This is a genomic window from Haloarchaeobius marinus (assembly GCF_051207415.1).
Classification (GTDB): domain Archaea; phylum Halobacteriota; class Halobacteria; order Halobacteriales; family Natrialbaceae; genus Haloarchaeobius.
Genome location: NZ_JBPKGD010000006.1, coordinates 135751 through 155307, shown reverse-complemented (window position 1 = coordinate 155307; position 19557 = coordinate 135751). Strand labels below are relative to the sequence as shown.

18 protein-coding genes, 9 tRNA genes and 1 pseudogene are annotated in these 19557 nt (G+C 57.2%); 7 read left to right on the top strand and 21 right to left on the bottom strand.

What is annotated here, in order from left to right:
• Window positions 1–161: 161 nt before the first annotated feature.
• Together ACSC1W_RS19045 and ACSC1W_RS19040 are read right to left on the bottom strand one after the other, a co-directional pair.
• Window positions 162–1691: a TROVE domain-containing protein gene (locus tag ACSC1W_RS19045; protein WP_435349258.1), complete on the bottom strand. Its 1530-nt coding sequence runs from the start codon at window positions 1689–1691 to the stop codon at window positions 162–164.
• Between the two features lie 117 nt (window positions 1692–1808).
• A tRNA-Arg gene (locus ACSC1W_RS19040) sits at window positions 1809–1940 on the bottom strand.
• Window positions 1941–2121: 181 nt separating this feature from the next.
• Between ACSC1W_RS19040 and ACSC1W_RS19035 the strand changes: the two genes are divergently transcribed.
• A complete protein-coding gene (locus tag ACSC1W_RS19035; RefSeq protein WP_435349257.1) occupies window positions 2122–3372 on the top strand; it encodes an RNA-guided endonuclease InsQ/TnpB family protein in 1251 nt (416 codons plus the stop codon).
• Window positions 3373–3613: 241 nt separating this feature from the next.
• On the opposite strand, the gene ACSC1W_RS19030 is transcribed toward ACSC1W_RS19035, so the two are convergent.
• The 11 genes from ACSC1W_RS19030 to ACSC1W_RS18980 form a co-directional block, all read right to left on the bottom strand.
• Window positions 3614–3883 (bottom strand): HNH endonuclease, encoded by a 270-nt coding sequence (locus ACSC1W_RS19030; RefSeq protein ID WP_435349289.1) that lies wholly within the window; start codon window positions 3881–3883, stop codon window positions 3614–3616.
• A gap of 460 nt (window positions 3884–4343) precedes the next feature.
• Window positions 4344–4748 carry a hypothetical protein gene (locus ACSC1W_RS19025; RefSeq protein ID WP_435349256.1) on the bottom strand — a complete coding sequence of 135 codons (405 nt, stop codon included), beginning with the start codon at window positions 4746–4748 and terminating at the stop codon, window positions 4344–4346.
• 144 nt (window positions 4749–4892) lie between these two features.
• Window positions 4893–4964: transfer RNA gene (locus tag ACSC1W_RS19020), tRNA-Tyr, on the bottom strand.
• Between the two features lie 3 nt (window positions 4965–4967).
• Window positions 4968–5050: transfer RNA gene (locus ACSC1W_RS19015), tRNA-Leu, on the bottom strand.
• Between the two features lie 34 nt (window positions 5051–5084).
• A tRNA-Leu gene (locus ACSC1W_RS19010) sits at window positions 5085–5166 on the bottom strand.
• Window positions 5167–5257: 91 nt separating this feature from the next.
• Window positions 5258–5328, bottom strand: a tRNA-Trp gene (locus ACSC1W_RS19005).
• Between the two features lie 6 nt (window positions 5329–5334).
• Window positions 5335–5420 (bottom strand) — tRNA-Ser (locus ACSC1W_RS19000).
• Window positions 5421–5592: 172 nt separating this feature from the next.
• Window positions 5593–5665 (bottom strand) — tRNA-Pro (locus ACSC1W_RS18995).
• 306 nt (window positions 5666–5971) lie between these two features.
• Window positions 5972–6045 (bottom strand) — tRNA-Asp (locus tag ACSC1W_RS18990).
• A 6-nt stretch (window positions 6046–6051) separates the two neighbouring features.
• Window positions 6052–6127 (bottom strand) — tRNA-Gln (locus ACSC1W_RS18985).
• 2200 nt (window positions 6128–8327) lie between these two features.
• A complete protein-coding gene (locus ACSC1W_RS18980; protein ID WP_435349288.1) occupies window positions 8328–8600 on the bottom strand; it encodes a hypothetical protein in 273 nt (90 codons plus the stop codon).
• Between the two features lie 504 nt (window positions 8601–9104).
• Here ACSC1W_RS18980 and ACSC1W_RS18975 point away from each other — a divergent pair.
• Complete coding sequence (locus tag ACSC1W_RS18975) at window positions 9105–9473, top strand: UPF0175 family protein (protein ID WP_435349255.1); 369 nt, start codon at window positions 9105–9107, stop codon at window positions 9471–9473.
• Between the two features lie 52 nt (window positions 9474–9525).
• On the opposite strand, the gene ACSC1W_RS18970 is transcribed toward ACSC1W_RS18975, so the two are convergent.
• Entirely contained in the window at window positions 9526–9795 is a 270-nt protein-coding gene (locus ACSC1W_RS18970) for a hypothetical protein (protein WP_435349254.1), read from the bottom strand.
• Window positions 9796–9870: 75 nt separating this feature from the next.
• Here ACSC1W_RS18970 and ACSC1W_RS18965 point away from each other — a divergent pair, with 75 nt between their 5' ends.
• From ACSC1W_RS18965 to ACSC1W_RS18950, 4 genes and pseudogenes are all read left to right on the top strand, one after another.
• The gene (locus tag ACSC1W_RS18965) at window positions 9871–10062 is read left to right on the top strand and encodes a hypothetical protein (RefSeq protein WP_435349252.1); all 192 of its coding nucleotides are present in this window, start codon (window positions 9871–9873) and stop codon (window positions 10060–10062) included.
• Window positions 10040–10270 carry a DUF8150 family protein gene (locus tag ACSC1W_RS18960; RefSeq protein ID WP_435349250.1) on the top strand — a complete coding sequence of 77 codons (231 nt, stop codon included), beginning with the start codon at window positions 10040–10042 and terminating at the stop codon, window positions 10268–10270. Before ACSC1W_RS18965 ends, ACSC1W_RS18960 begins: the two co-directional genes overlap by 23 nt.
• Window positions 10263–10829, top strand: a pseudogene (locus tag ACSC1W_RS18955) (helix-turn-helix domain-containing protein). The gene ACSC1W_RS18960 and the pseudogene ACSC1W_RS18955 overlap by 8 nt, the downstream one beginning before the upstream one ends.
• Window positions 10830–10903: 74 nt before the next feature.
• Window positions 10904–11263, top strand: a complete 360-nt coding sequence (locus ACSC1W_RS18950; protein WP_435349249.1) for a MarR family transcriptional regulator — start codon at window positions 10904–10906, stop codon at window positions 11261–11263.
• A gap of 675 nt (window positions 11264–11938) precedes the next feature.
• On the opposite strand, the gene ACSC1W_RS18945 is transcribed toward ACSC1W_RS18950, so the two are convergent.
• From ACSC1W_RS18945 to ACSC1W_RS18920, 6 genes are all read right to left on the bottom strand, one after another.
• Entirely contained in the window at window positions 11939–13189 is a 1251-nt protein-coding gene (locus tag ACSC1W_RS18945; protein ID WP_435349248.1) for an RNA-guided endonuclease InsQ/TnpB family protein, read from the bottom strand.
• A gap of 25 nt (window positions 13190–13214) precedes the next feature.
• On the bottom strand, window positions 13215–13613 hold the full coding sequence (locus tag ACSC1W_RS18940) for a hypothetical protein (protein WP_435349247.1): 399 nt from the start codon (window positions 13611–13613) through the stop codon (window positions 13215–13217).
• A gap of 519 nt (window positions 13614–14132) precedes the next feature.
• Window positions 14133–14741, bottom strand: coding sequence for a hypothetical protein (locus ACSC1W_RS18935; protein WP_435349246.1), 609 nt, complete (start codon window positions 14739–14741; stop codon window positions 14133–14135).
• 123 nt (window positions 14742–14864) lie between these two features.
• Complete coding sequence (locus tag ACSC1W_RS18930; protein ID WP_435349245.1) at window positions 14865–14984, bottom strand: hypothetical protein; 120 nt, start codon at window positions 14982–14984, stop codon at window positions 14865–14867.
• A gap of 480 nt (window positions 14985–15464) precedes the next feature.
• Window positions 15465–15929 (bottom strand): hypothetical protein, encoded by a 465-nt coding sequence (locus ACSC1W_RS18925; RefSeq protein WP_435349244.1) that lies wholly within the window; start codon window positions 15927–15929, stop codon window positions 15465–15467.
• 461 nt (window positions 15930–16390) lie between these two features.
• The gene (locus tag ACSC1W_RS18920) at window positions 16391–17575 is read right to left on the bottom strand and encodes a PQQ-binding-like beta-propeller repeat protein (RefSeq protein WP_435349243.1); all 1185 of its coding nucleotides are present in this window, start codon (window positions 17573–17575) and stop codon (window positions 16391–16393) included.
• A gap of 228 nt (window positions 17576–17803) precedes the next feature.
• Here ACSC1W_RS18920 and ACSC1W_RS18915 point away from each other — a divergent pair, with 228 nt between their 5' ends.
• Entirely contained in the window at window positions 17804–18364 is a 561-nt protein-coding gene (locus ACSC1W_RS18915) for a hypothetical protein (RefSeq protein ID WP_435349242.1), read from the top strand.
• 486 nt (window positions 18365–18850) lie between these two features.
• Here ACSC1W_RS18915 and ACSC1W_RS18910 read toward each other — a convergent pair whose 3' ends face one another.
• Window positions 18851–19438 (bottom strand): helix-turn-helix domain-containing protein, encoded by a 588-nt coding sequence (locus tag ACSC1W_RS18910; RefSeq protein ID WP_435349241.1) that lies wholly within the window; start codon window positions 19436–19438, stop codon window positions 18851–18853.
• Window positions 19439–19557: the final 119 nt, after the last annotated feature.

Here is a 19557-nt window from a genome sequence, read left to right as displayed (position 1 = left end):
TGGGTCGCCCCGGCCGACTGTCGCGATTGCGACGGAGACGAACGAGACCACCGGTTCTGGAGCTTTCGATGGGCAGGGTGCCAGTCTGAACACTGGGCTGTCCAGGGTACGATCTCGACGAAGTTGCGCTCCGTATCATCGCCTGCGGTACGCGGAGGATGTCACGCAGGCTCGATTGCGTCGATTTCATCGACAATCTGCATGGGAGTCTCGGTGTGTTCGATGAAAGAGAGGACGTTCTCCGACCAGCCGGAGATGTTGTAGACGTTCTCGTAGCCGTCCGGCGTCACCAGATCGCCGTAGGACGCGAGATCGACGAGGTACAACTTCGTGTCCGACGAGACTTCGTCCCGATAGGCATCGAACGCCGTCTCGACCGTCTGGTCATCTCTAGCCGTGAACGGCGTGCTATCCCAGATCTGCATGTCGGTGAAGACGACGATGCGCTCAACGGGGTCGCCCCGGTCGCGGAGGTATTCCAGCGCCTTCCAGCCGTTCGTCGAGTTCCCGACGTCCTCGTCGATGGCCAGCACCGCATCCTGTCGCTGCAGTACGGGGGTGTCGACGTGCATCTGAACGGTCTGGAAGTCGTCACCGAACCCGCCGACCTCGGCACCTTGGCCAGCCAGTATCGCACCGAACAACGTCCCGATCTCCTTCAATCGGAGCGTGCTGTTTCGAGAGAGCGCCATGTCCATCGATCCCGACAGGTCCACCGCGACGAAGGTGTCTCCGAGCCCGTCCGGTACCGTCTCGACCGCGACGTCGATTGCGTCTTCCAGCCACCGCTCGACCGCTGGTGCACGCACGCCCGCGTTTTGAAGCGCGGTGTACGCCTGGTAGTACCGGAACGGGTACAGCGGCGCGTGCCGTACCGCTTCCAGGTCGAGGTGATCTGCAATCGTATCCTCGTCGACGCCTGCTTCGAGCATGTTCCGGAGGTTCCGGATCGACGCGAAAATCGGCAGCGTGTACGCGTCGTCCTCGATGAGCGTCTCCCAGGCCTCCCGAGTGTTGCCGCGCTCGGAGATGACCGTCTCCCACGTGTTCGGCGACGGCAGTGGTTCGACGTCGGGATAGTCGTCGAGGTCCCCGCGCACGAACCGCTCGAACAGCACCTCCTGGTCGGCGTCGACCGGCTTCGGGTGGACGCGATTGAACACGTCGTGCAACGTCACCTCGCGCCGCGACAGTTCGTACTTGCCCAGCGTGTAGGCGTCGGCCATCGCCACGAGCGCGTCCTCGATGCCACGTCGAAGCGGCCACGGTGCCGTACCGCCGAACAGCTGGTCGTGAATCGCGAGGGCGGTCGCCGTCTCGTCCATCCGCTGGACGATCGCCGGTGCCCACTCGCGGACGAGTGACTCGTCGGAATCGTCCTTGAACCGGTCGTCGTTGGCTGCCAGCACGAGCAGAACCTGCGGAACGTCCCGCAGGTAGAGTTCCTGCCGCGCGTACGCGGCGAGCTTCAGGACGAACTCCGGGTACTCATCTGCCGCGGCGTCGAACCGTCGGACGACAGCTGCGAGTTGCTCGTCATCGGTCTCGTAGAACGAGTCCTCCAGCAACTGGTTGATCGTGCGCTTGTACAGTGCGAGTCGAGGGTCGGCAGGCTCGAACGCTTCCCCACCCTCGTAGTTGGTGGTTCGCGTCGCCTCCGCGACCGTTTGCTTTGGCTCGTTGAATTCCATACTATCACCCGGAGCCGCAACGGGCGACTCCGATACCAGTGCTGCTCACACGCGGTGCGAGCAGCGAACGCCGGGAGAGGACATCTCCCGAGCCCAGCCTCACTTCGTTCGGCTGGACGTCCCCGGCACGATTCGAACGTGCGACACCCGGCTCCGAAGGCCGGTGTCCTCGTAAGGGTCGAAGACCCGAACGAGGGCTCGTCAGAGCGACGCTCTGACGGCGCTCTGTCCGGGCTGAGCTACGGAGACAGGGACGTGGCCGGAAAACTGCTGGAGCCTATCTTTCTGCGAGGAGAGAATCCCACCCTTCAGGGTGGGAGTGAATCCAACAGATCTCATTCTCCTGTGGATGGGTGGATACCTGGATATTCCACGTTTACTTTCACTCTGCTTGGCGACTAGTTAAGTGGCCCCAGTCCCGTGATTCGGTATGGTGAGTCAGGTCACTCGCACCTACGTTGGGTCCATTCAGAATCAGAAACAGGTTTGTGATGGCCTCGACTCGCTCGGTGAGTCCGCCTCGAAAATCTGGAATGTCGCCCGCTGGACAGCAGACCGAATCTGGGACGCAACCGGCGAAATCCCCGGTGAAGGCCCGCTGAAATCGTACATGAAGAACCAGTCGTGCTGGAAAGACCTGAACGCACAATCCAGTCAGAAAGTCATCGAAGAACTTTCCGACGCTTTCCAGTCCTGGTTCGACCTGCGGCACACAGACGACGAGGCGAACCCGCCCGGCTACCGCAAACACGGCACCGAACGCCCTCGCAGCACGGTCACGTTCAAAGCAGACGGGTTCAAACACGACCCCGAGAACAACCGTGTTCGACTTAGCAAGGGGACAAACCTGAAAGAACATCGCTCGGACTTCCTTCTCTGCGAGTACCAGACTCGCCCTGACGTAAACCTCTCAGAAGTCGAGCGAGTGCAGAACGTCCGCGCCGTGTGGACTGGTGATGAGTGGGAGCTACACTTCGTCTGTAAAGTCGAACTCGAAACCACCGACTCGGCAGGTGAAGGCGTCGCAGGCATCGACCTCGGAATCACAAATATCGCCACGGTCGCGTTCCCCGACGAATACGTCCTGTATCCCGGTAATACGGTGAAACAGGATAAGCACTACTTCACCAGAGCCGACTACGAGACGGAGGGGAAGAGTGGCCCATCCGAGAGGTCAAAGTGGGCACGCCGGAAGCTCGCAGAGCGTGAAACGCACTTCTACCACGCCCTCACTGACGCCATCATCACGGAGTGTGTCGAACGCGGTGTTGGCACGCTCGCGGTGAGTTGGCCTGAGGACGTGCGAGCATCCGACTGGGGCAAGACCGGGAACAAGAAGTTGCATACCTGGGCGTTCGACCGCATCTCCCAGTACCTCGACTACAAAGGCAAAGAACGCGGCGTCAAGGTGCTCAAAGAAAACGAGTGGAACACCTCGAAAACGTGTTCACGGTGTGGTGACGACACGAAGTCGAACCGGACGCATCGTGGCCTGTACGTCTGCTCGTCGTGTGAGTTGGTAGCCAACGCGGATTGTAACGGGGCGGAGAATATGCGCCAGAAGATAACTCCGAGTCCTCACGGTGAGGATAGGAGTAACGGCTGTGTGGCACAGCCATCGGTACACCTGTTCGACCGCGAGAGCGGGACGTTCACCACGAGAGACCAGGTCGTCTCGTAAACCAGCAAATATCCCATCTGCGGAACGGGAAGCCCAGGCGTTTACGCCGGGGAGGATGTCACGACTCCCGTTGGTGTGCTTTGCGGGCGAAGGAACGCACCACCTCGACGACCACACGCTGGAGGGAACTGACGGTGACAGCGCCACGAATCCGTGGCTGCCCGCGATGTCAGACACGGGAAAGCGCTGTCAGGGCCAGCCCCCCGAGTGCTCCCGAGGGGAATCGAACCCCTCTGTCAACTCAACCTTGAGCGGAAGCAATCTCCAAATCTCCCACTTCGACTTTTCGATGACATCTCCGACAAAGACAGACCACGTTGTCCAGCCTGTGTGCTCGCTCGGATTCGTCATGCTCTCTAACAGGAACGATGTGGTGGACGTCTGGTTCCTGTCCGAGTTCGTCGCGAGTTGCACCGCACGACTGGCACGTATGATTGTCACGTTCGAGGGCTTGCCGTCTTACTTTGGCCCAGGAGCCATTGTACTCGGCTTCGACTCCACCACTCCACATGGGGTTCCCATCGTTCCGCGTCCTCTCCGACCACCAAATCCTGAAGCAGTCCCGGGAACAGAACCGGTTGTCACGATACGTGCGATACGTCTCGCCGCAGTAATCGCACGATTTCTTGGGTTTCCCGCCTTTCCAGTTCGGGTTGTCTTGTCCGGATGGTGTCGTTGGCGGGTCACATTCGTCGCAGTACGTTCGCTTAGATTCATCGTCGTAGAACTGCTTGCCACATGACCGGCAGGTGCGGTTAGGGAGCCGTTCATCGTGAGCACCGTAGTGGTGAATTCGCATCCCGTGTGTAGTATCGAACTCGTCTCCACACGTTGGACATTCTGCCGTCATTTATTCTCTCAATGAGATTTGGTCCCGTATTTCGGGATAAAATTTCGTGCTGACCCTTACTCTGTTTCGGGAGCGCTGTAGGGAAGAAATCGAGCACCGAGTTACGGCGGGCACGAACGGGTCAACGCAGCCGTTCGAAGCCCTCGAACTGCCCGTGCGTGAACGTCACCTGGTACGTGACTAGTGCATCGAGCTCTTCGAAGGAGTGTTTGATTTTGAAACGACCGTGGTAGTCGTCTCGTTCGATCCAGCCGTCGTGGACTCGGTTACGACAGCCGGCCATGTAGAGGCGATCATCCTCGTCGACGTCATCACGGCTCGCGTATGGTCGGTTCTCGGGTGGGACCGTTTCGGTGTGCCACTCCTCTTCGAGGAGCCGACCGTCCGCCGTAATCCGAAATGTCGTCGTGCTTGGTCGATCGATACCTTTCGTCTGCCAGTCGACGTCCTCGGCAGGAGCCACTGCACCGGGATACTCCGGCAGATGGACACCGTCATAGAGTTCAACTGTGTCGAAGAGACCCATTGTCATCACCTCGAGCGGGACGGGCAGGATTCGAACCTGCGTGTTCTCGTTACAATTGAGATGAAGGAACTCTCACCGTCGCACCGGTTCTCCGGTGAAAACTCGACGAGAGTGTGAATGCAAGGCTCTTCCACCGTCCCGCAGACTCCCCGGCACGACTCGAACGTGCGTCTCCTCCTCTACAGGGAGGCGTCGTGACCGCTAGACCACGGGGAGAAGTGTCGCCGCGAGGATTCGAACCTCGGAAGGACCTACGCCAGCGGGTCTGAGCCGCTTCCCGTTGATCACTTGGGTACGGCGACGCCACATGGAATCGGTACCGGCACTGTGGCCGGATGCCGCCACCAGGATACGAACCTGAGAAGGACCAACCACACGGCCCTCGACCGTGTCCGTTTGACCACTCTGGCATGGCGGCACTGTCAGTTCCGCGATCAGGATTCACTCTCGCGAATCCCGTCGGTGCGGGTCGTACGCCCGCCGCCGTCGGCTACGTGGCTACCGCCGAGTGGGGACGGACTGATTCGAACGGCCATCTCCTGCTCTGGAGGCAGGTGTCGTGCCGTTTGACCACGTCCCCCTACCACGGCGGGAGAGTGATTTGAACACTCGTGACCTTGCGGACGCCGCGCTTCCAACGCGGTCCCTTGGCCAGGCTAGGGAAATCCCGCCAGCGGTGAGACGGAGAGTCGAACTCCGAAGCCTCTCGGCTCTCGGTTTCAAACCGAGCGCGGTCGCCTATCCGCATGTCTCACCACGCCGTGTCCCGGAGTCGAACCGGGAACCCGTCGTCGGGGCTGGCGTAGCAGGCCAGTGGGGTCACCATTCCCCAGACACGGCACACTGAGCCGACGAGGATTCGAACCTCGGTCCTGTGCGCCCAAGGCACAGATCGTCGTCCGCTGGACTATCGGCTCACGTGGACTGCCGAGATCTCGGCAGTTAGTCATCTATCTGTACGACTGGTTCCGACTGCGCAACCGCGACCAGGAAGCCCCGGTTGCGCGTCTCGTCACGGGGGCGTACTTCGGGGAATCCCGGGAATACCACACCGGACCATGGAGGTTGCAGACCCTGCTGGGCCCATCACCGCCAGAACGATTCAGAGTATCGAACTGGCGGAGTGTACCTCCCTCGCTGGGTATCCCCACGTGGCCACGCCACGCGTCCACACCGTCGGAATGTGTCCCGACGGGCACCCGGTCGGCTTCGCCTCCCGGGGACGCCGACGCCGGGATTTGAACCCGGGTCACGGCCGTGACAGGACCGTATGCTCGCCGGATTACACCACGTCGGCATGCAGTCGCCCCGGCCGGAATCGAACCGGCGACCTCCGGATTCAAAGTCCGGCGTCCCTCGCCAGCGGAGACTCCGGGGCTCGACGTAGCCGCAGCTATCGCTACGGGGGTGCGTACCAGCGGTTCCCAGTGCGCTCAGCGCGATCGGAACCGCCCGTTCGTTCCACTGTCAGGAACGAACGCAGACCAGACTGTCGCGAGCCTCATCCAGTGTACTTGCTCGACGCTGTGAAACGGATGAGCTACTGGATGAAGACAGGCGACAATCCCGTGTTCCCCAGCCCGGGACGGGTAGTCCGTGTGGGGGCCGGGTTATGCGGGTGAGAGTGTCCGGAGCTCGCCGGAGTGCGTCGCACTCGAGTATACGATGTCGACGCAGCCCCAGCGATTGTCGGCCAGTCTCTCCGCACGCTGGTCTTGGAGTGACTCGCCGAACACCCGACCCGCGGCTACGCGAGAACGAGCACGCCGCGGTTCGAGACGAGTATCGACCATGCTGGGGAATTCTCCGTTTACGAGGTTTGTTTCGGACGTCACAACGATGTATCGTGGCGATCGTATTAAAACTATTCAGAGTATGTCAATCACGGTCACAGATGAGGGGGTGCTCACACGTCTCGGACCGAATGGTCATCGTGTCCATACGGCCATCGACGCGATGAACTCTGTAGCATAGCACAGGCTGATCCCATTCTCAACGATATGAACCGAGGTATTTTTCATAATCGCATACACGGCCGTAGAACAGACGAACGGGTGTTTAGGACGATCAGGTGCAGCAACCGAGGGTTCATAATCGGCCGAAATCCCCGCAAGGAGAGCTGTGGCCGAGGTGGGATGGGTGATCTAGGAAACTGCGAGCGGGGGACCGTCGAATGGGGAAACCGATGGGTAGAATCCCCAGGACTGAGGAACCGAGGCAGACTGGGAAGCCAGGAGGCGACGAACGAGGCCCAAATTCCGGGGGTGAAATCTTCATAATCGGTTCCAGTCGTGCGGTTTCGGTGTTCAGGAACACGGACTAGTGGGAGCGACCCATCACTGGATTCGGGCAGTAGGGGCCCCAGCGCGTCAGTCCCCCGATATCGGGCATCGAGCGAACGTGGAGGTCCCCCGTCGGATCTTCATAATCACACCCCAGAATCCACGATAGCCGCCTTCTTGCGGAGGTTCAGGCCGATTATGAACATCACTTCGCGGACTCTGGGCGGCCTAGATTCGATATCGGCCGTTCTGTGGGCCGAACGCCGATTATGACTGTTCGAGCCGGTCGCGGACCCATTCGACGGGGTATATGGCGGTGATCCTTGGTGTGTCGATGCGGAACTGATGGGTGGAGACTCACAGGGATACTGGTACGGAATCGATTTTTGACTTGCACACCGAGATTCGTCCATTGCGCAGCCCGTTCACGACGATTTCTCTGATCCGAGTTCCACAATCGGTTCGAAGCGGTGTACGTTCCGGAGAGTGCTCTAACGACTGGCTTAGCTACTAGTGGTTGTTCCACAATCGGCCTGAACACCCGCAAGTAGGGCTGTAAGCCGGTTTGTGAACTGATTGTGGAGGGAGGTTCCAGCGCGGGCTCGATGAGTGAGGAAATGCCCAATGTCGTCGAAATCAGAAGGCAGGGCACTCGATGGGCGCGTTCGTGTGTCGTTCGACGTGCGCAACCTGTGGTGTCGAGCGGTCAATCTTGGAGACTTGCGTTTCCACAATCGGTTGCAGTCGTGCGATTTTGTCTGTGAGGGGGTTCGTTGGACGGGACTGCGGGCTTCCAACCAGAGAGTGTCGCTCGTATTCCGGTCGAATTCGGACGTCTCAGGGTCCGATACCGACATCGGGGTTTCCAGAACAGCCCAGCCGTCTGGCTCCGCTCCCGTTCCACAATCACCTCCATCACAGCGGTAGCGTCTCTCTTGCGGGTGTTGAGGCCGATTGTGGAACGACGCAGACCGACCGAGGGAGGCTATCGGGGGTCGTCAGCGAGTTACAGGGCGCTACTCCGATTGTGGAAGAAAATTCCACTTCGACGACACGTTGTGTCGGGCTGCTCGAGGCTCGATCGAGCATCAGAGCACCAGCGACCCCCGAGTGTGTGTCACCCGCTTCTCGCCGTGAGTGTGGACATTGTACAATAGATGTGCCGTCTGCAATCGTGAGCGCCTGGCCCAGAGCCCCGGCGAGCGGCTGTGTTGAAATTCTCGACAGCTACCGTATTCTCGTATGGGTTGGTACGTGGCGAGGGTACCTGTCGGAGCGTCGGCTGGGCAGAGGAGAGCTACTCGTCGAGGGCGGCGGCAATTGCCTGGAGTTCCCCCTTCCGGAATGCTCGGTCGATGCCGTCCGTCTCGTCGTCGCCACGGTCACCGATCATCTCGAGGATTCCGGCTCGCATCTGTGGTTTCGGGGGCAGTGAACTGGTATCGATCTCGTAGTCGACGGCTTCGCAGATGGCGGCGAGGTCCTCTTTCGTGAACGTCGCTGAAAGCTCACGCTCGAATCGCCCCGTGTCTACCCTGATAGAGCCACGAGCGCATACCCCCGTCTTCAGGCGCGGGAGGAGGTCAATTCGTTCCTGAGGTCGTCGACGGTCTTTGCCATGCCTGTGCGTGGGGCGAGAGCGTCGTGTAGATTCTGGTTCCGCTTCGGTGTCCAGAGTGAACGGCTTTGCCAAGCTATTCCCGTCGTCGTCGTCGGGAAGTCGGTATTCCAACCGGGTGCTATCTTCGCATCGACCTGTATTCTCACAGGTCAAGCGATCGGTAGAGGCATTCTGTCTGGCGCTGCCCCGCAATCGTTATGCGGTCGAGCGAGTGACGTTCGGTCACGTACAGTGTCTTCGATTCGCTATCGACGGAAACGGACTCAGTTGGATAGTACGGAGGTACTTCGTCAGTGGCTACGTCGCAATTCTCACCGGACGCTCACGGGCCACAGAGGATATCGATGTGATCATCGAATCCCTCACCGCAGTAGTTGAGACTGGTCGTCTCAGTGCATATGGCAGTCTGGCACAGTTCATAAATAGTATGAAGGCGTAGCCTCAGATAGACAAATGGCTCGAATTACCGGTTCCTATCCAGACGACCTCGATCTCCTTATCGAAGGTGCTGTCGAAGCTGGTGTGTTTGGTGGCAAGAGCGATGCGTTACGGGAGTTCGTGCGTGAATACTTCAAGGACCACGAAAACGAGCGCATCGCAGCCGCAGTTGCCCTCTACGAACGCGAGCGAATCACGCTCGGTGATGCTGCGAGACTCGCCGATGTCGACCGTTGGACAATGCGTGATATTCTCCGTGAACACGGCGTTGAACTTCGTCTCGGACTTGTTGACGAGGACGACACCGCCTACGGGGTAGAGGCAGCGAGTGAACTCGAATTCGATGATGAGCACTCGGACGACGAGGACGCGCATGCGAAATGACAGGTGACGGAATTCCGACGAATTGAAGCGGTCGTTTGAAAAAGTGGAGGTACTACTCTGCGAACTCTACGTCAGTATCTTCGACTTCTTCCATCGCTCTACGAAGCAATGACTCGGAGAGGTCGATAGTGTACTCCACCTGCTCACTATTTTCTTCAACTGAAGATTTGATTCGGACCAGATATTCACCATCAGCCTCTCCGACGACCCCTTGAACTTCGGCCTCCTCATCGGGAACAAGGTGGTCAACCGTTTCCTCGTCGAAATCCGGGTCCGCCTGCTCAATCAACCACCGAGTAATATCAACCGTTCCGTCGCTCATTCACCGGAAAATTCTTCCGCCGGGTCTTAGGTCCAGCGAATGGGCTGTCCGAGGAAGAAGTAGCAGTCACACAGTTTGAACGGCAAAATTGATGTATGGTCGACACTCCGGCTTGCCCAGGCAGCCGGGACGACGACCGGGAAGGACTTCGAAGATGCCCTTCACCTGTATCTGACCTTCGAGGAACGATTTAACACGGAGAAGCTCGTAGAGTACGTCGAACGACTCGGCGTCGAGGACTACTATGCTGAACTCAAAGGAGTTTGAAGAAAGCCAGTGCCGGAACGCTGAGCAACGGCGTGCCATGATCAAGCAGTGGGCGGAGTACGTCCGCACCCACGATGATGCCGAGTGGTCACGCCAACAGAACAAACTCATCAACTCCCAGCTACAGTCAGCCAAGGAGATGGCCGCCGAAGGAGAAACCGATCCCGTCAGGTTTGCGAAGGCCCGCGACGAGCTGAAGAATCGGTGAATCAGTCCTGGAGGATACAGAGAGACTCGCAACAGTGGGAACTGAATTCCAGAGTATCGACCACTAGACGTCCAGGCAGGAATCCACGACGATGGCTGCGTTGCACACCCAGGGTACGATCTCGCAGGAAGACGCATACGTTATCCCCCACTTCGCCGGCATGGCGTTCGCGTACACGGAGATCGATGCCGCGTACGTCTGGACGCACGGTGGGTACCAGATCGCCCGTAGTCACGACGACTATCCCGTCTTCATCCAGGTCCACGACCGGGATATCGAGCGCTGGATTGCGTTCTTCGAACAGTATGGAATCGAGACGACGATCGACGAACGTCCGGACGCCAGTGACATCGACGGAACCGTGCACTACGTGTTGTTCCCGCAAACTGATGGTATCGACGTCGAGTGGGTGGACGGGAATCCGGTCGTCCCCTTAGAGAGCGCAATCGATCGGATGCTGCAGAACCGGCCAGCGTACGAACCCGCGTTGGAGATCATCGCCAACGAATACGACGTCGACATCGATGCCTCGCACCACAGTGCGATGGGTGCGAACTGAACACTACTACAGAATGGCGTGTTCGCTGAGAATACGCCGATACATCTAATACATCTGCAGACAAAAGAATACATATGCCCATCGACATCGAGACGTTCGAATCTTCTCCCGAGGACCGCCTCCAGAACCGTGGAGCGACGAACGCCGACCGCGTGATGGGGTTCCTCGCCGCGCATCCCGACCAGGCGTTCACCCAGAGCGAAATCCGCGACGCCACCGAGGTGAAAGCCGGGAGCATCAGCGTCGTCCTCTCGCGTCTCGAAGATCGCGGGCTCGTCCGTCACAAAGGCACCTACTGGGCGCTCGGCGAGGCCGACGACGTCGCTGCCTTCACAGGCATGGTCGAGAGTACGCGAGCAGCTAACGATCGCTTCGGTGAGGAGGACATGGATGAATGGCTGGAGCACGCCGTCGACGACGAGGATACTGAATGAGTTCAGTCACGTACGTGGACGGCTTCCGCTTCGTCGACGATCTACTCGAGTAGTCCGTTTCTCGGCTAGTCCGCCCACCGGTCACTGTGGATCAGAATTCGAGGCCGGCCTGCCAGCGATGGTTGTCACTGTCTCGAAAGCCCTCGGCCGCTCGGCATCCCGCGACCACGCGAGACTCCGTCAAAGAATCCCGCGAACGAGTAGTCGCTGTCCTAGATCTGGACAACCTCACCGACAACGAAGCAATTCGGTTCCTGAAATTGGCAAGTGAGAGCGTGTACGACACCGATGACATGCCCGAGCGGTTGTACGGCGTCTTCGACGAGATGGAGAATAATCTCCACCCGTGATGCTTCCAGCCAATTAGAGATTGGAAGAATGCGTGTATAAATCATTCACTGGAGCGCCAGCGAGTACCACCCATTCGGCACCTGTCAGTATCTTTAGATGCGGCTGTCGAAAAGTGGTGAAACCCAAGACAATGTCGTCTTGGGCTTTAGGGCAACGTACTAGAGCCGAGGCCGGGATTTGAACCCGGGCTCTCGTCCTAATCGATAAAGCTAGGTCTCTCTCTGCGTGTTCTTTCTGAGAGTGCTACTGGAATAGTCGTGTGGTGACATCCTCCCCGTCGTAACCGACGGGGCTTCCCGTACCGCAGTTGGGATATTTGCCGGTCTACGACACAATCTGTTCTCGCGGGGCGAACACCCCACTTCGGGAATCGAACAAGTATGTCGATGGCTGTGCCACACAGCCGTTACTCCTATCCTCACCGTGAAGACTTGGAGTTATCTTCTGTCGCATGTTCTCCGCGCCGTTGCAATCCGCGTTGGCTACCAACTCACACGACGAACAGACGTACAACCCGCGTTCGACACGGTTCGACTTCGTGTCGTCACCACACCGTGAGCAGGTCTTCGACGTCTCCCACTCGTTCTCTTTCAGCACATCGACGCCACGTACCTCGCCTTTGTATGCGAGGTACTGGTAGATACGATCGAACGCCCACGAGTGCAACTTCTTGTTCCCGGTCGTGCCCCAGTCCGACTTACGCACGTCCTCGGGCCAACTCACCGCAAGCGTTCCGACACCGCGTTCGACACACTCGGTGATGATGGCGTCCGTGAGAACGTGGTAGAAGTGTGTCTCACGTTCGGAGCGTTTCCGACGCGCCCACATCGACTTCTCGGACGGCCCGTTCTTTCCCTCGGTGTCGTACTCTGCACGCGTGAAGTAGTGCCTGTCTTGCTTGAGCGAGTTGCCGGGGTACAGGACGTATTCGTCGGGGAACGCGACCGTGGCGATGTTCGTGATGCCGAGGTCGATTCCAGCAACACCGTCGCCTGCTGAGTCGTTCGTTTCGAGTTCGACCTTGCAGACGAAGTGTACTTCCCATTCGTCACCGTTCCAGACGGCGCGAACGGTCTGCACGCTGTTGACTTCCGAGAGGTCAACGTCCGGGCGCGTCTGGTACTCGCAGAGCAGGAAGTCCGACCAGTACTCCTTGCGGTTCGAGCCTTTACTGAGTCGGACGCGGTTGGTCTCGGGGTCGTGTTCGAACCCGTCTGCTTTGAACGTGACCGTACTACGTGGTCGGGTTTCGCCGTGTTTGCGGTAGCCGGGCGGATTCGCCTCATCAACCGTGTGTCGCAGTTCGAACCATGACTGGAAAGCGTCGGAAAGTTCTTCGATGACTTTCTGACTGGATTGTGCGTTCAGGTCTTTCCAGCACGACTGGTTCTTCATATACGCCTTCAGCACACTCCCATCTGGGATTTCGCCGGTTGCGTCCCAGATTCGGTCGGCTGTCCAGCGTGCGACGTTCCAGATTTTCGAGGCGGAATCACCGAGCGAGTCGAGGCCATCGCAGACCTGTCGGTGGTTCTGGATGGAACCAACGTAGGTGCGCGTGACCTCACTCGCCATACATAGCTTATGTAGACAAACCTACTTAATAGGTCGGATTAGCGTGGAATATCCGGCCAGAGTGTCGTCGGTGGACTGTCGAGGAGTTGTCGGATTCACGCCCGCCGTAAACGGCGGGATTCTCTCCTCGCAGAAAGATAGATGCCTGGATGGTGTTGGGGTCGATCTGGAGGAGCGTTCCGGCGTCTTCGAATACCGAACTGTTGTCCCCGGTGACAGCGTTTTCTACCGCTTGAATATCGTCGGACGAGACGTATTCCTGTCTCTGTTCGCGGATCTCGTCGTAGGGTTTGGTGTACCAGAGTAGTGCGTGGAGATCTGCGACGTCCTTCACTCGTTTGTGGCTCTTGTCCCGGTCGGGAAGTGACCGGATCTTCATCGCAGCCAAGAGTTCGGGCGGAACGATCTGTACCGTCTCAGGCACGGACCAGGAAACGAACTCTCGGAGAGGTATCCCAGCATCGTTTTCGAAGACAGGTTTGAGAAGTGGTTCTGTTGGCGGTGTGAATCCGAATGCGTCGTGGAACTCAGCCAGTTCTGTGGTGTCGGGGATGAGGTCGATGTAGACTTCGAAGAGCTGGTGCTGGGGTAGTTCCCGGGCTTCTTCCTCGGTGAGTCGGCGGTTGTCGTCTCGGTGAAAGGCTTGTACGAAGCCGAATCTGCTTCGGCTGTACCCGAGTTCCTCGATTGCTTCCAGTGTTTCCCAACAACGCTTTCTCGTATTTCTTCGCTGGTCTGGTCGGGTTGGATGTGTATTCCGAGGTCGATGTCTCGTGAGCCGATGTACTCTCGTCCGTACTCCGTTTGGAAGCCTTCGTTGACATGGAGGTGTACGGCCCAGCCACCGAGAAGGCAGACAGGTGGTTTGGCAGCTCTGAATATGGACTGTAACTCTTGCTCGGAGATCTCCGTTATCTGGGGGACGTAGTATTGGCGCACCATTTTACCGGCTGTCACCGTGGAAGGAGTCGATGAGTTTGTCCGCGGCTTCCTCACAGGGACCGCCTTCATCCAAGAGGTCGAGGATGAGCTGTGGGGTCGAAACTAGAGTATATCCGTCTCGTTGTTGTGCGTTGTAGAAGACATGGCTGTCTAGGACTCTGAGGCGTGTGTTCCCGCCGCCCAGCAATCCTCTTTCTTTGACGATGGCGAGCCAGTCTTCGATTTCGTCAGGTGAGATGTAGAAGTCGGTTGTAGAGGTGAACAGGAGTCCTTGGCTCAGGTTTTCCGCTTGGTATGTGGTCAGGGCGTATTCTAGTTCAGTGTCTTCGAGAAGCTGCATCGGTTGCTGGAGTGATATCGTTAGTTGGTTGGGTTTGATTCTGATCTCTTTCCAGACTTGGTAGAGCTCTCGGGGTTTGAGCACCTGAGTATCTTGCAGCAATCCTTTCTCTTCGAGCTGGTCGGTGTATTCTCGTGTCCATGCTTCGGAGGTCTCTGCCAGCTTTGCTACTCGATATTTCGTAATCTCGTCGCCGTTGTGGTTGAGTAGAACTCTGAGGATTCGTTCTTTGCTGTATCCTCGTACGCGATCCGGTTTCTCCAGCAGCATACTACATAGGTTAATTCGGATGCTTAAATATTTAGCCGATGCATCGGCTAATCTGGTGGTTTAAATACACAACCAACCCATCACCCCCATCTCCTACCAGATAAACCGTTGAAGAAGCAGACATTAGAAAACCGACTTGAGTGTCTCACTCGTGACCTCGGACTTACCTCTTCGATCCACCGTTCTACCCGCTCTACGCAATGTCTCTAGTGCTTCTCGGCAGTCTCCGCTGTTCTCCGCCACCTGCTCCGCGATTTTTCGATGACTTCATCAGGTACTGTTCCGGGTTTGAAGGCCTGCTCCACCCGTTTAGATAGTATGTCCTGTAGCTGCGGGGCGTTGTAGGAGTTGAACCGGAGTTTTTGACAGTTCAAGCGTGATTGGCTGCGTGGATCAAGGCTGATCTGACGTGGATGCTTGTTCGACACCATCACGATTCCCAGTTGGTTCTCTGCCTCCTGATTCAGCATCTGTTAGTCAGAGATAATCTCGGTCTTGTCCTGCAACTGGTCGAACTCGTCGATTGCTACGGCCACTCCCCGATCCTTATAGAAAATCAGGGACAGGTACCACACCTCCGATTTACTATACGACATCAAGGAGAATACCCGCGTCTTCAGGCGCGGGAGGATGTCAATGCTTCAGTTCGAACGGAGTCCTGACCCACGACACAACGGGATGACTGACACTAGCAGACGCCACGGCTGGTGACGAAGCTCGGTCTCAGGATAGTCGCAGCTCGTACTCAGCCGCCAGCTCCTGGAACTCGTCCGCGACGACACCCGCGAAGCCGGGGACGAACGCGGTCCCGTCGTGTATCGCCGGTGGATACTCGGTCCCTCCGATGTTCAGGTCCGTGTTCCATGTCTCCGTTCCGTCGGCAGGGTCGATTCGCGTGAGCGTGGACTGTATGGAGCGAGCGAAATACAGTGCTTCACCGTCGCTTGCGGGTGTAAATGCGGAATCCTTCTTCTCCCAGAGTATTCTGGTCGGTGCGTCGGTAGCATTCGCTCCGAGCGATTGGCGACTGTTCCAGAGGGCTGGTCCACCGCCCACCATCGGCCAGCCGTCTAGTTCCGACGATTCGGTAGGTCCGGTCGGTTCGCTGGACCCAAGCGTGGTGAGACAGCCGGCAGATACAGTGGGGATGGTTGCCGCGACAGTTTGGAGGAGGCGGCGTCTTCGCATCGCTCCTCCTTCGACCGGACGGGAAATGAATGTCGGGAGCCGACCGGTAGTGGTCTGCGACGGCTGACGAACCAGCCGGGTGGCGCGTGGCTGTCTCGGAATCGCTTGCGATTCCGATGGCCAGTGAGAGCTTGCTCTCACCCTGACGAGAGGTAGAGGGGCAGGACCGCAGGAACGAGCACCGGTCACGAGACGCGGGAGCGTAGCCCACCGGGGGTTTCTGGCTGGTAATGGCACCGGCGAGTCCCAGAACTGCCGGGACTTTCTGGTTGTGACAGTCTGTTAGCAGTTTCACTGAACGAGAGCAAACAGTCCGTCTATTATACTCTCAGGCCCTGTGTACGGTAATCGTCCGCTCCCTATCGATGGCATCCTCCAGCTCTCCGCAATCACAGACCCACACGAAACCAGCACCTCGCGCCAGCATCATTTCGCTGGCGTCGGCAACTTCGGTACGTTCGTCATTCCGACGGCACCGCGGTCGACCCATAGATATCACCGCCGAAGCTCGCAACGAACGTGTCCCGTCCGTCGTGGAGTATCGTTCTAGCTCTGGAGTAGATGAGATCACCGCTCCGAACCGTCCGAACCTGCAAGTTCCAGACTGTCGTTCCGTCACGTTCGAGCAGTGAAACCCGACCGTCACTCGTTCCGACGATGAATCTGTTAGCAGTCGAGACCAGTGGACCGCCCTCGGTCTGGGGGAGATCGATTTCCATCGTGACGTTTCCATCGTCGATGTCAAGGCCCGTGATTCCTCCCGAGTGGTGTACGAACACCTCGCCATCGTCAACGGCGACCTGTACGCCCGATTCACGCTCCACAGCGGCGTTCCAGCGGACCGCCCCGGTTTCGATGTCGAGACAGACGACAGTGCCGGTCGCGCGGACGCCGACTGCCCGTTGATCGCTGACCGAAAGCGGCGTCACGAACCGCGGACCTGCGCCGGACTCCCAGGACTTCTCTCCCGTTTCGGCGTCGATACCGACCGCAGTTCCGTCGGTCGTCACGACAACGACAATTCCGGAAGCGACGGATGCAGCCCCCTCGAACTCTCCGGGGTGTACCCACACAAGCCCTCCGTCATCCTTCGAAATTCGGTACAATCCCGCCTCACTCTCGTAGTAGCCCCCGGAGACGGCGTAGACTGAGTCTCCCTTGACGGTCGGCGGTTTGGGGTTGCCTTGAACCTCGGATGCGCGCCAGACGAGATCGCCTGTGTTTTTCCCCACAGCGAGTATGCCACCATACGCTGTCCCGTAGACATATTCGTCGTCTACGGCGAGGGGTGAAGCAATGCCCCCGTGTTCGAAAGGGGTCTCCCACACGCTAGCCGCGTCGGTTCTATCTGCCTTCGTTATACCCATACCTCCAGTGTGGTTGTAAGTGAAGTATAACGCCGTACCATCACTCACTATTGCATTCGAGGACTCCTCACGCAACAGCCTCGGCGGTCTCTCGACTGCTTCATCGCCGACGGAAGGCCGACTATTCCGTAGCTTCGGCCCGCCGTGTATCATCCGCCACGCCTGTCGTTGTGGATGGGCGTCCGAGCCTCCACGTTCTGAACTGAAGGAGGATAGACACCCTGCCACGCCGGAGGTGGCTCCTGCTGCGGAGAGTTTCAGTAGGTCCCGTCGGTTCATGTATTGAGAATCACCGGAAGATGCTATTAATAATCCGCTATTTATTCCACTATTATTATATAGTAATAAATACGGCCTAATTAAAAATACTATTAAAGATACCCGACATATTATCTATGGCCACATATGATGTTGCGATATACCAGACCTATCATTCCGAACAGAATCATGGGGCAGAACCCCTTGATAGGCTAAAAGAATATATCGAGGGTGCATTTACGATTTCTGATGACAGCGTTAACCTTTCCTACCAAACGCAAACTCCCGATCCACCAACTGAAGACCCGACTTCAGGCTTCACAGGACGGAAACCATGTGGCATCGCAGACGAATATTTTAGTTCTTTATCTGCTTGGTTCGGTGAGTGGCTACAGTGTTCTGGAAACTTCGAAGCAACAAACGCTAATCTCCTATTATCAAATTATTGTTGTGGCGAAGGTTTGGCAAGTAGCTCGAACCATGCCGCAACTGGTGGTGCCGGAAAAATCATCAATGCTCCGAGCAATTACACTTCCAAAATCGGAACTACGAGTAGAAATGGAGGGCCTGCTATGTCAACTGCGCTACATGAACTCGGGCATTGCTTATTGGATTGGAGCATCCCCAACGGAGGCCATCATAACACTGGACAAAGATATACGAATTCTAGCGGGAATTCAAAAACACCAATGGGCACAAATGGCTCTGAAAACTACTGCGATAAGTCTGTTCCGAACGTCTCATATGATGATCTCTGTATGTTTTGGTCACTCTGTTGTGACGACAATTGGGATCCTACTTCATAGGTGAAATTACAATGCAAAATCACACTCGACGGTCGTTACTTCGACTGACCGCAGGGACAATATTGTTAAGTGCCGTAAGCACAGGCGCGGTAGCAAAAAGTGAGAAGGACCAAGTTTCGTCCGAAGAAGACCTAATAGTATCAAATAGTGGACAACACCAATTCGAGATTACCATCTCAATCACGTCAATCGATTCTGAAGACGTGGATTATCAGGAAACGGCTACTCTGAGAGGCCTTAACGAATCCGAGCAAATCTCAATTGATCAAATTCGGAACGTACGAAGTTTACCGATTGGGGGAGGTTCGGAATATGTGGTGCGGGCTTCACTCGAAAATGGGTCTGACGATAGTCTTAGGTGGCCACTTTCTGAAAATGGCATAACAGAAAAAGAAAGGATTCACGTTAAGATAGATTCGGAAGATACGATAAAGATATACCGCGAAATGGTCTAAAACAAGACTGTCCGAAATTCTTGGCTAAAGTATCATTACTGATATTTTTCAGCCGGTGTGTACGTCGTCGGGGTCGACTCGTCGTCACCGAGATCGAGAATCGAATAGAGCGCTTCGACGATATCGTATGCAGTTCCAGGAGATAGAGCTGTGAGGTTCGCGATTTGCCGGATTGTGACACCCCCCTCACTGTGTGCGTTCACGAGATCGTATGCGAGCGCGAACGTGACGATGCCGTGGTCTTCGAGCACCCGCGTGATCGCTGGGTACTCGTTCTTCTGTGCGACCACTTCGATAAGTTCGGGGGTGATCGAGACTTCCGTCTCGCGGACCGTCAACGTCAGTTCGAACTCTTCAGCGGTGTACACGGCGGTCCCGGCATCGTCACCGATCTTGCGGATCAGCCCCGCCTGCTCCAGCTTATGGAGATAGTCGTATACTGTCTTCTTCGAGACGGTCGTCGTTTCGACGAGTTCGGGGCCCGTTGCAGTTCCTGAGTGCCTGATCGATGTATAGAGGCCAGCGAGGGAAGGGTTTTCGAGTAATTCTGCGAACGTGGGGATTCCGGTGATCAGCCCCGGAGTGTCCCCCGCGTTTCGCACGTGTTCTGTATCGTAGCTCATCTTGTATAGAGTTACGAAACTGGAAACCATAAACGTTTGCCGTGGAGATGGGGCGCTATAGTGTTCACGGAAAGTCGAGGCGAATGCAACGGGGCTCGGCCCGTGGCAGTTTACCCGTC

Bases quoted from the DNA above. Each gene is read 5' to 3' on its own strand.
- ACSC1W_RS19045 (WP_435349258.1), bottom strand. From the start codon at position 1,691: ATGGAATTCAACGAGCCAAAGCAAACGGTCGCGGAGGCGACGCGAACC.
- ACSC1W_RS19035 (WP_435349257.1), top strand. From the start codon at position 2,122: ATGGTGAGTCAGGTCACTCGCACCTACGTTGGGTCCATTCAGAATCAG.
- ACSC1W_RS19030 (WP_435349289.1), bottom strand. From the start codon at position 3,883: ATGTGGAGTGGTGGAGTCGAAGCCGAGTACAATGGCTCCTGGGCCAAA.
- ACSC1W_RS19025 (WP_435349256.1), bottom strand. From the start codon at position 4,748: ATGGGTCTCTTCGACACAGTTGAACTCTATGACGGTGTCCATCTGCCG.
- ACSC1W_RS18975 (WP_435349255.1), top strand. From the start codon at position 9,105: ATGGCTCGAATTACCGGTTCCTATCCAGACGACCTCGATCTCCTTATC.
- ACSC1W_RS18970 (WP_435349254.1), bottom strand. From the start codon at position 9,795: ATGAGCGACGGAACGGTTGATATTACTCGGTGGTTGATTGAGCAGGCG.
- ACSC1W_RS18960 (WP_435349250.1), top strand. From the start codon at position 10,040: ATGCTGAACTCAAAGGAGTTTGAAGAAAGCCAGTGCCGGAACGCTGAG.
- ACSC1W_RS18950 (WP_435349249.1), top strand. From the start codon at position 10,904: ATGCCCATCGACATCGAGACGTTCGAATCTTCTCCCGAGGACCGCCTC.
- ACSC1W_RS18945 (WP_435349248.1), bottom strand. From the start codon at position 13,189: ATGGCGAGTGAGGTCACGCGCACCTACGTTGGTTCCATCCAGAACCAC.
- ACSC1W_RS18935 (WP_435349246.1), bottom strand. From the start codon at position 14,741: ATGCTGCTGGAGAAACCGGATCGCGTACGAGGATACAGCAAAGAACGA.
- ACSC1W_RS18925 (WP_435349244.1), bottom strand. From the start codon at position 15,929: ATGCGAAGACGCCGCCTCCTCCAAACTGTCGCGGCAACCATCCCCACT.
- ACSC1W_RS18920 (WP_435349243.1), bottom strand. From the start codon at position 17,575: ATGAACCGACGGGACCTACTGAAACTCTCCGCAGCAGGAGCCACCTCC.
- ACSC1W_RS18915 (WP_435349242.1), top strand. From the start codon at position 17,804: ATGACAGCGTTAACCTTTCCTACCAAACGCAAACTCCCGATCCACCAA.
- ACSC1W_RS18910 (WP_435349241.1), bottom strand. From the start codon at position 19,438: ATGAGCTACGATACAGAACACGTGCGAAACGCGGGGGACACTCCGGGG.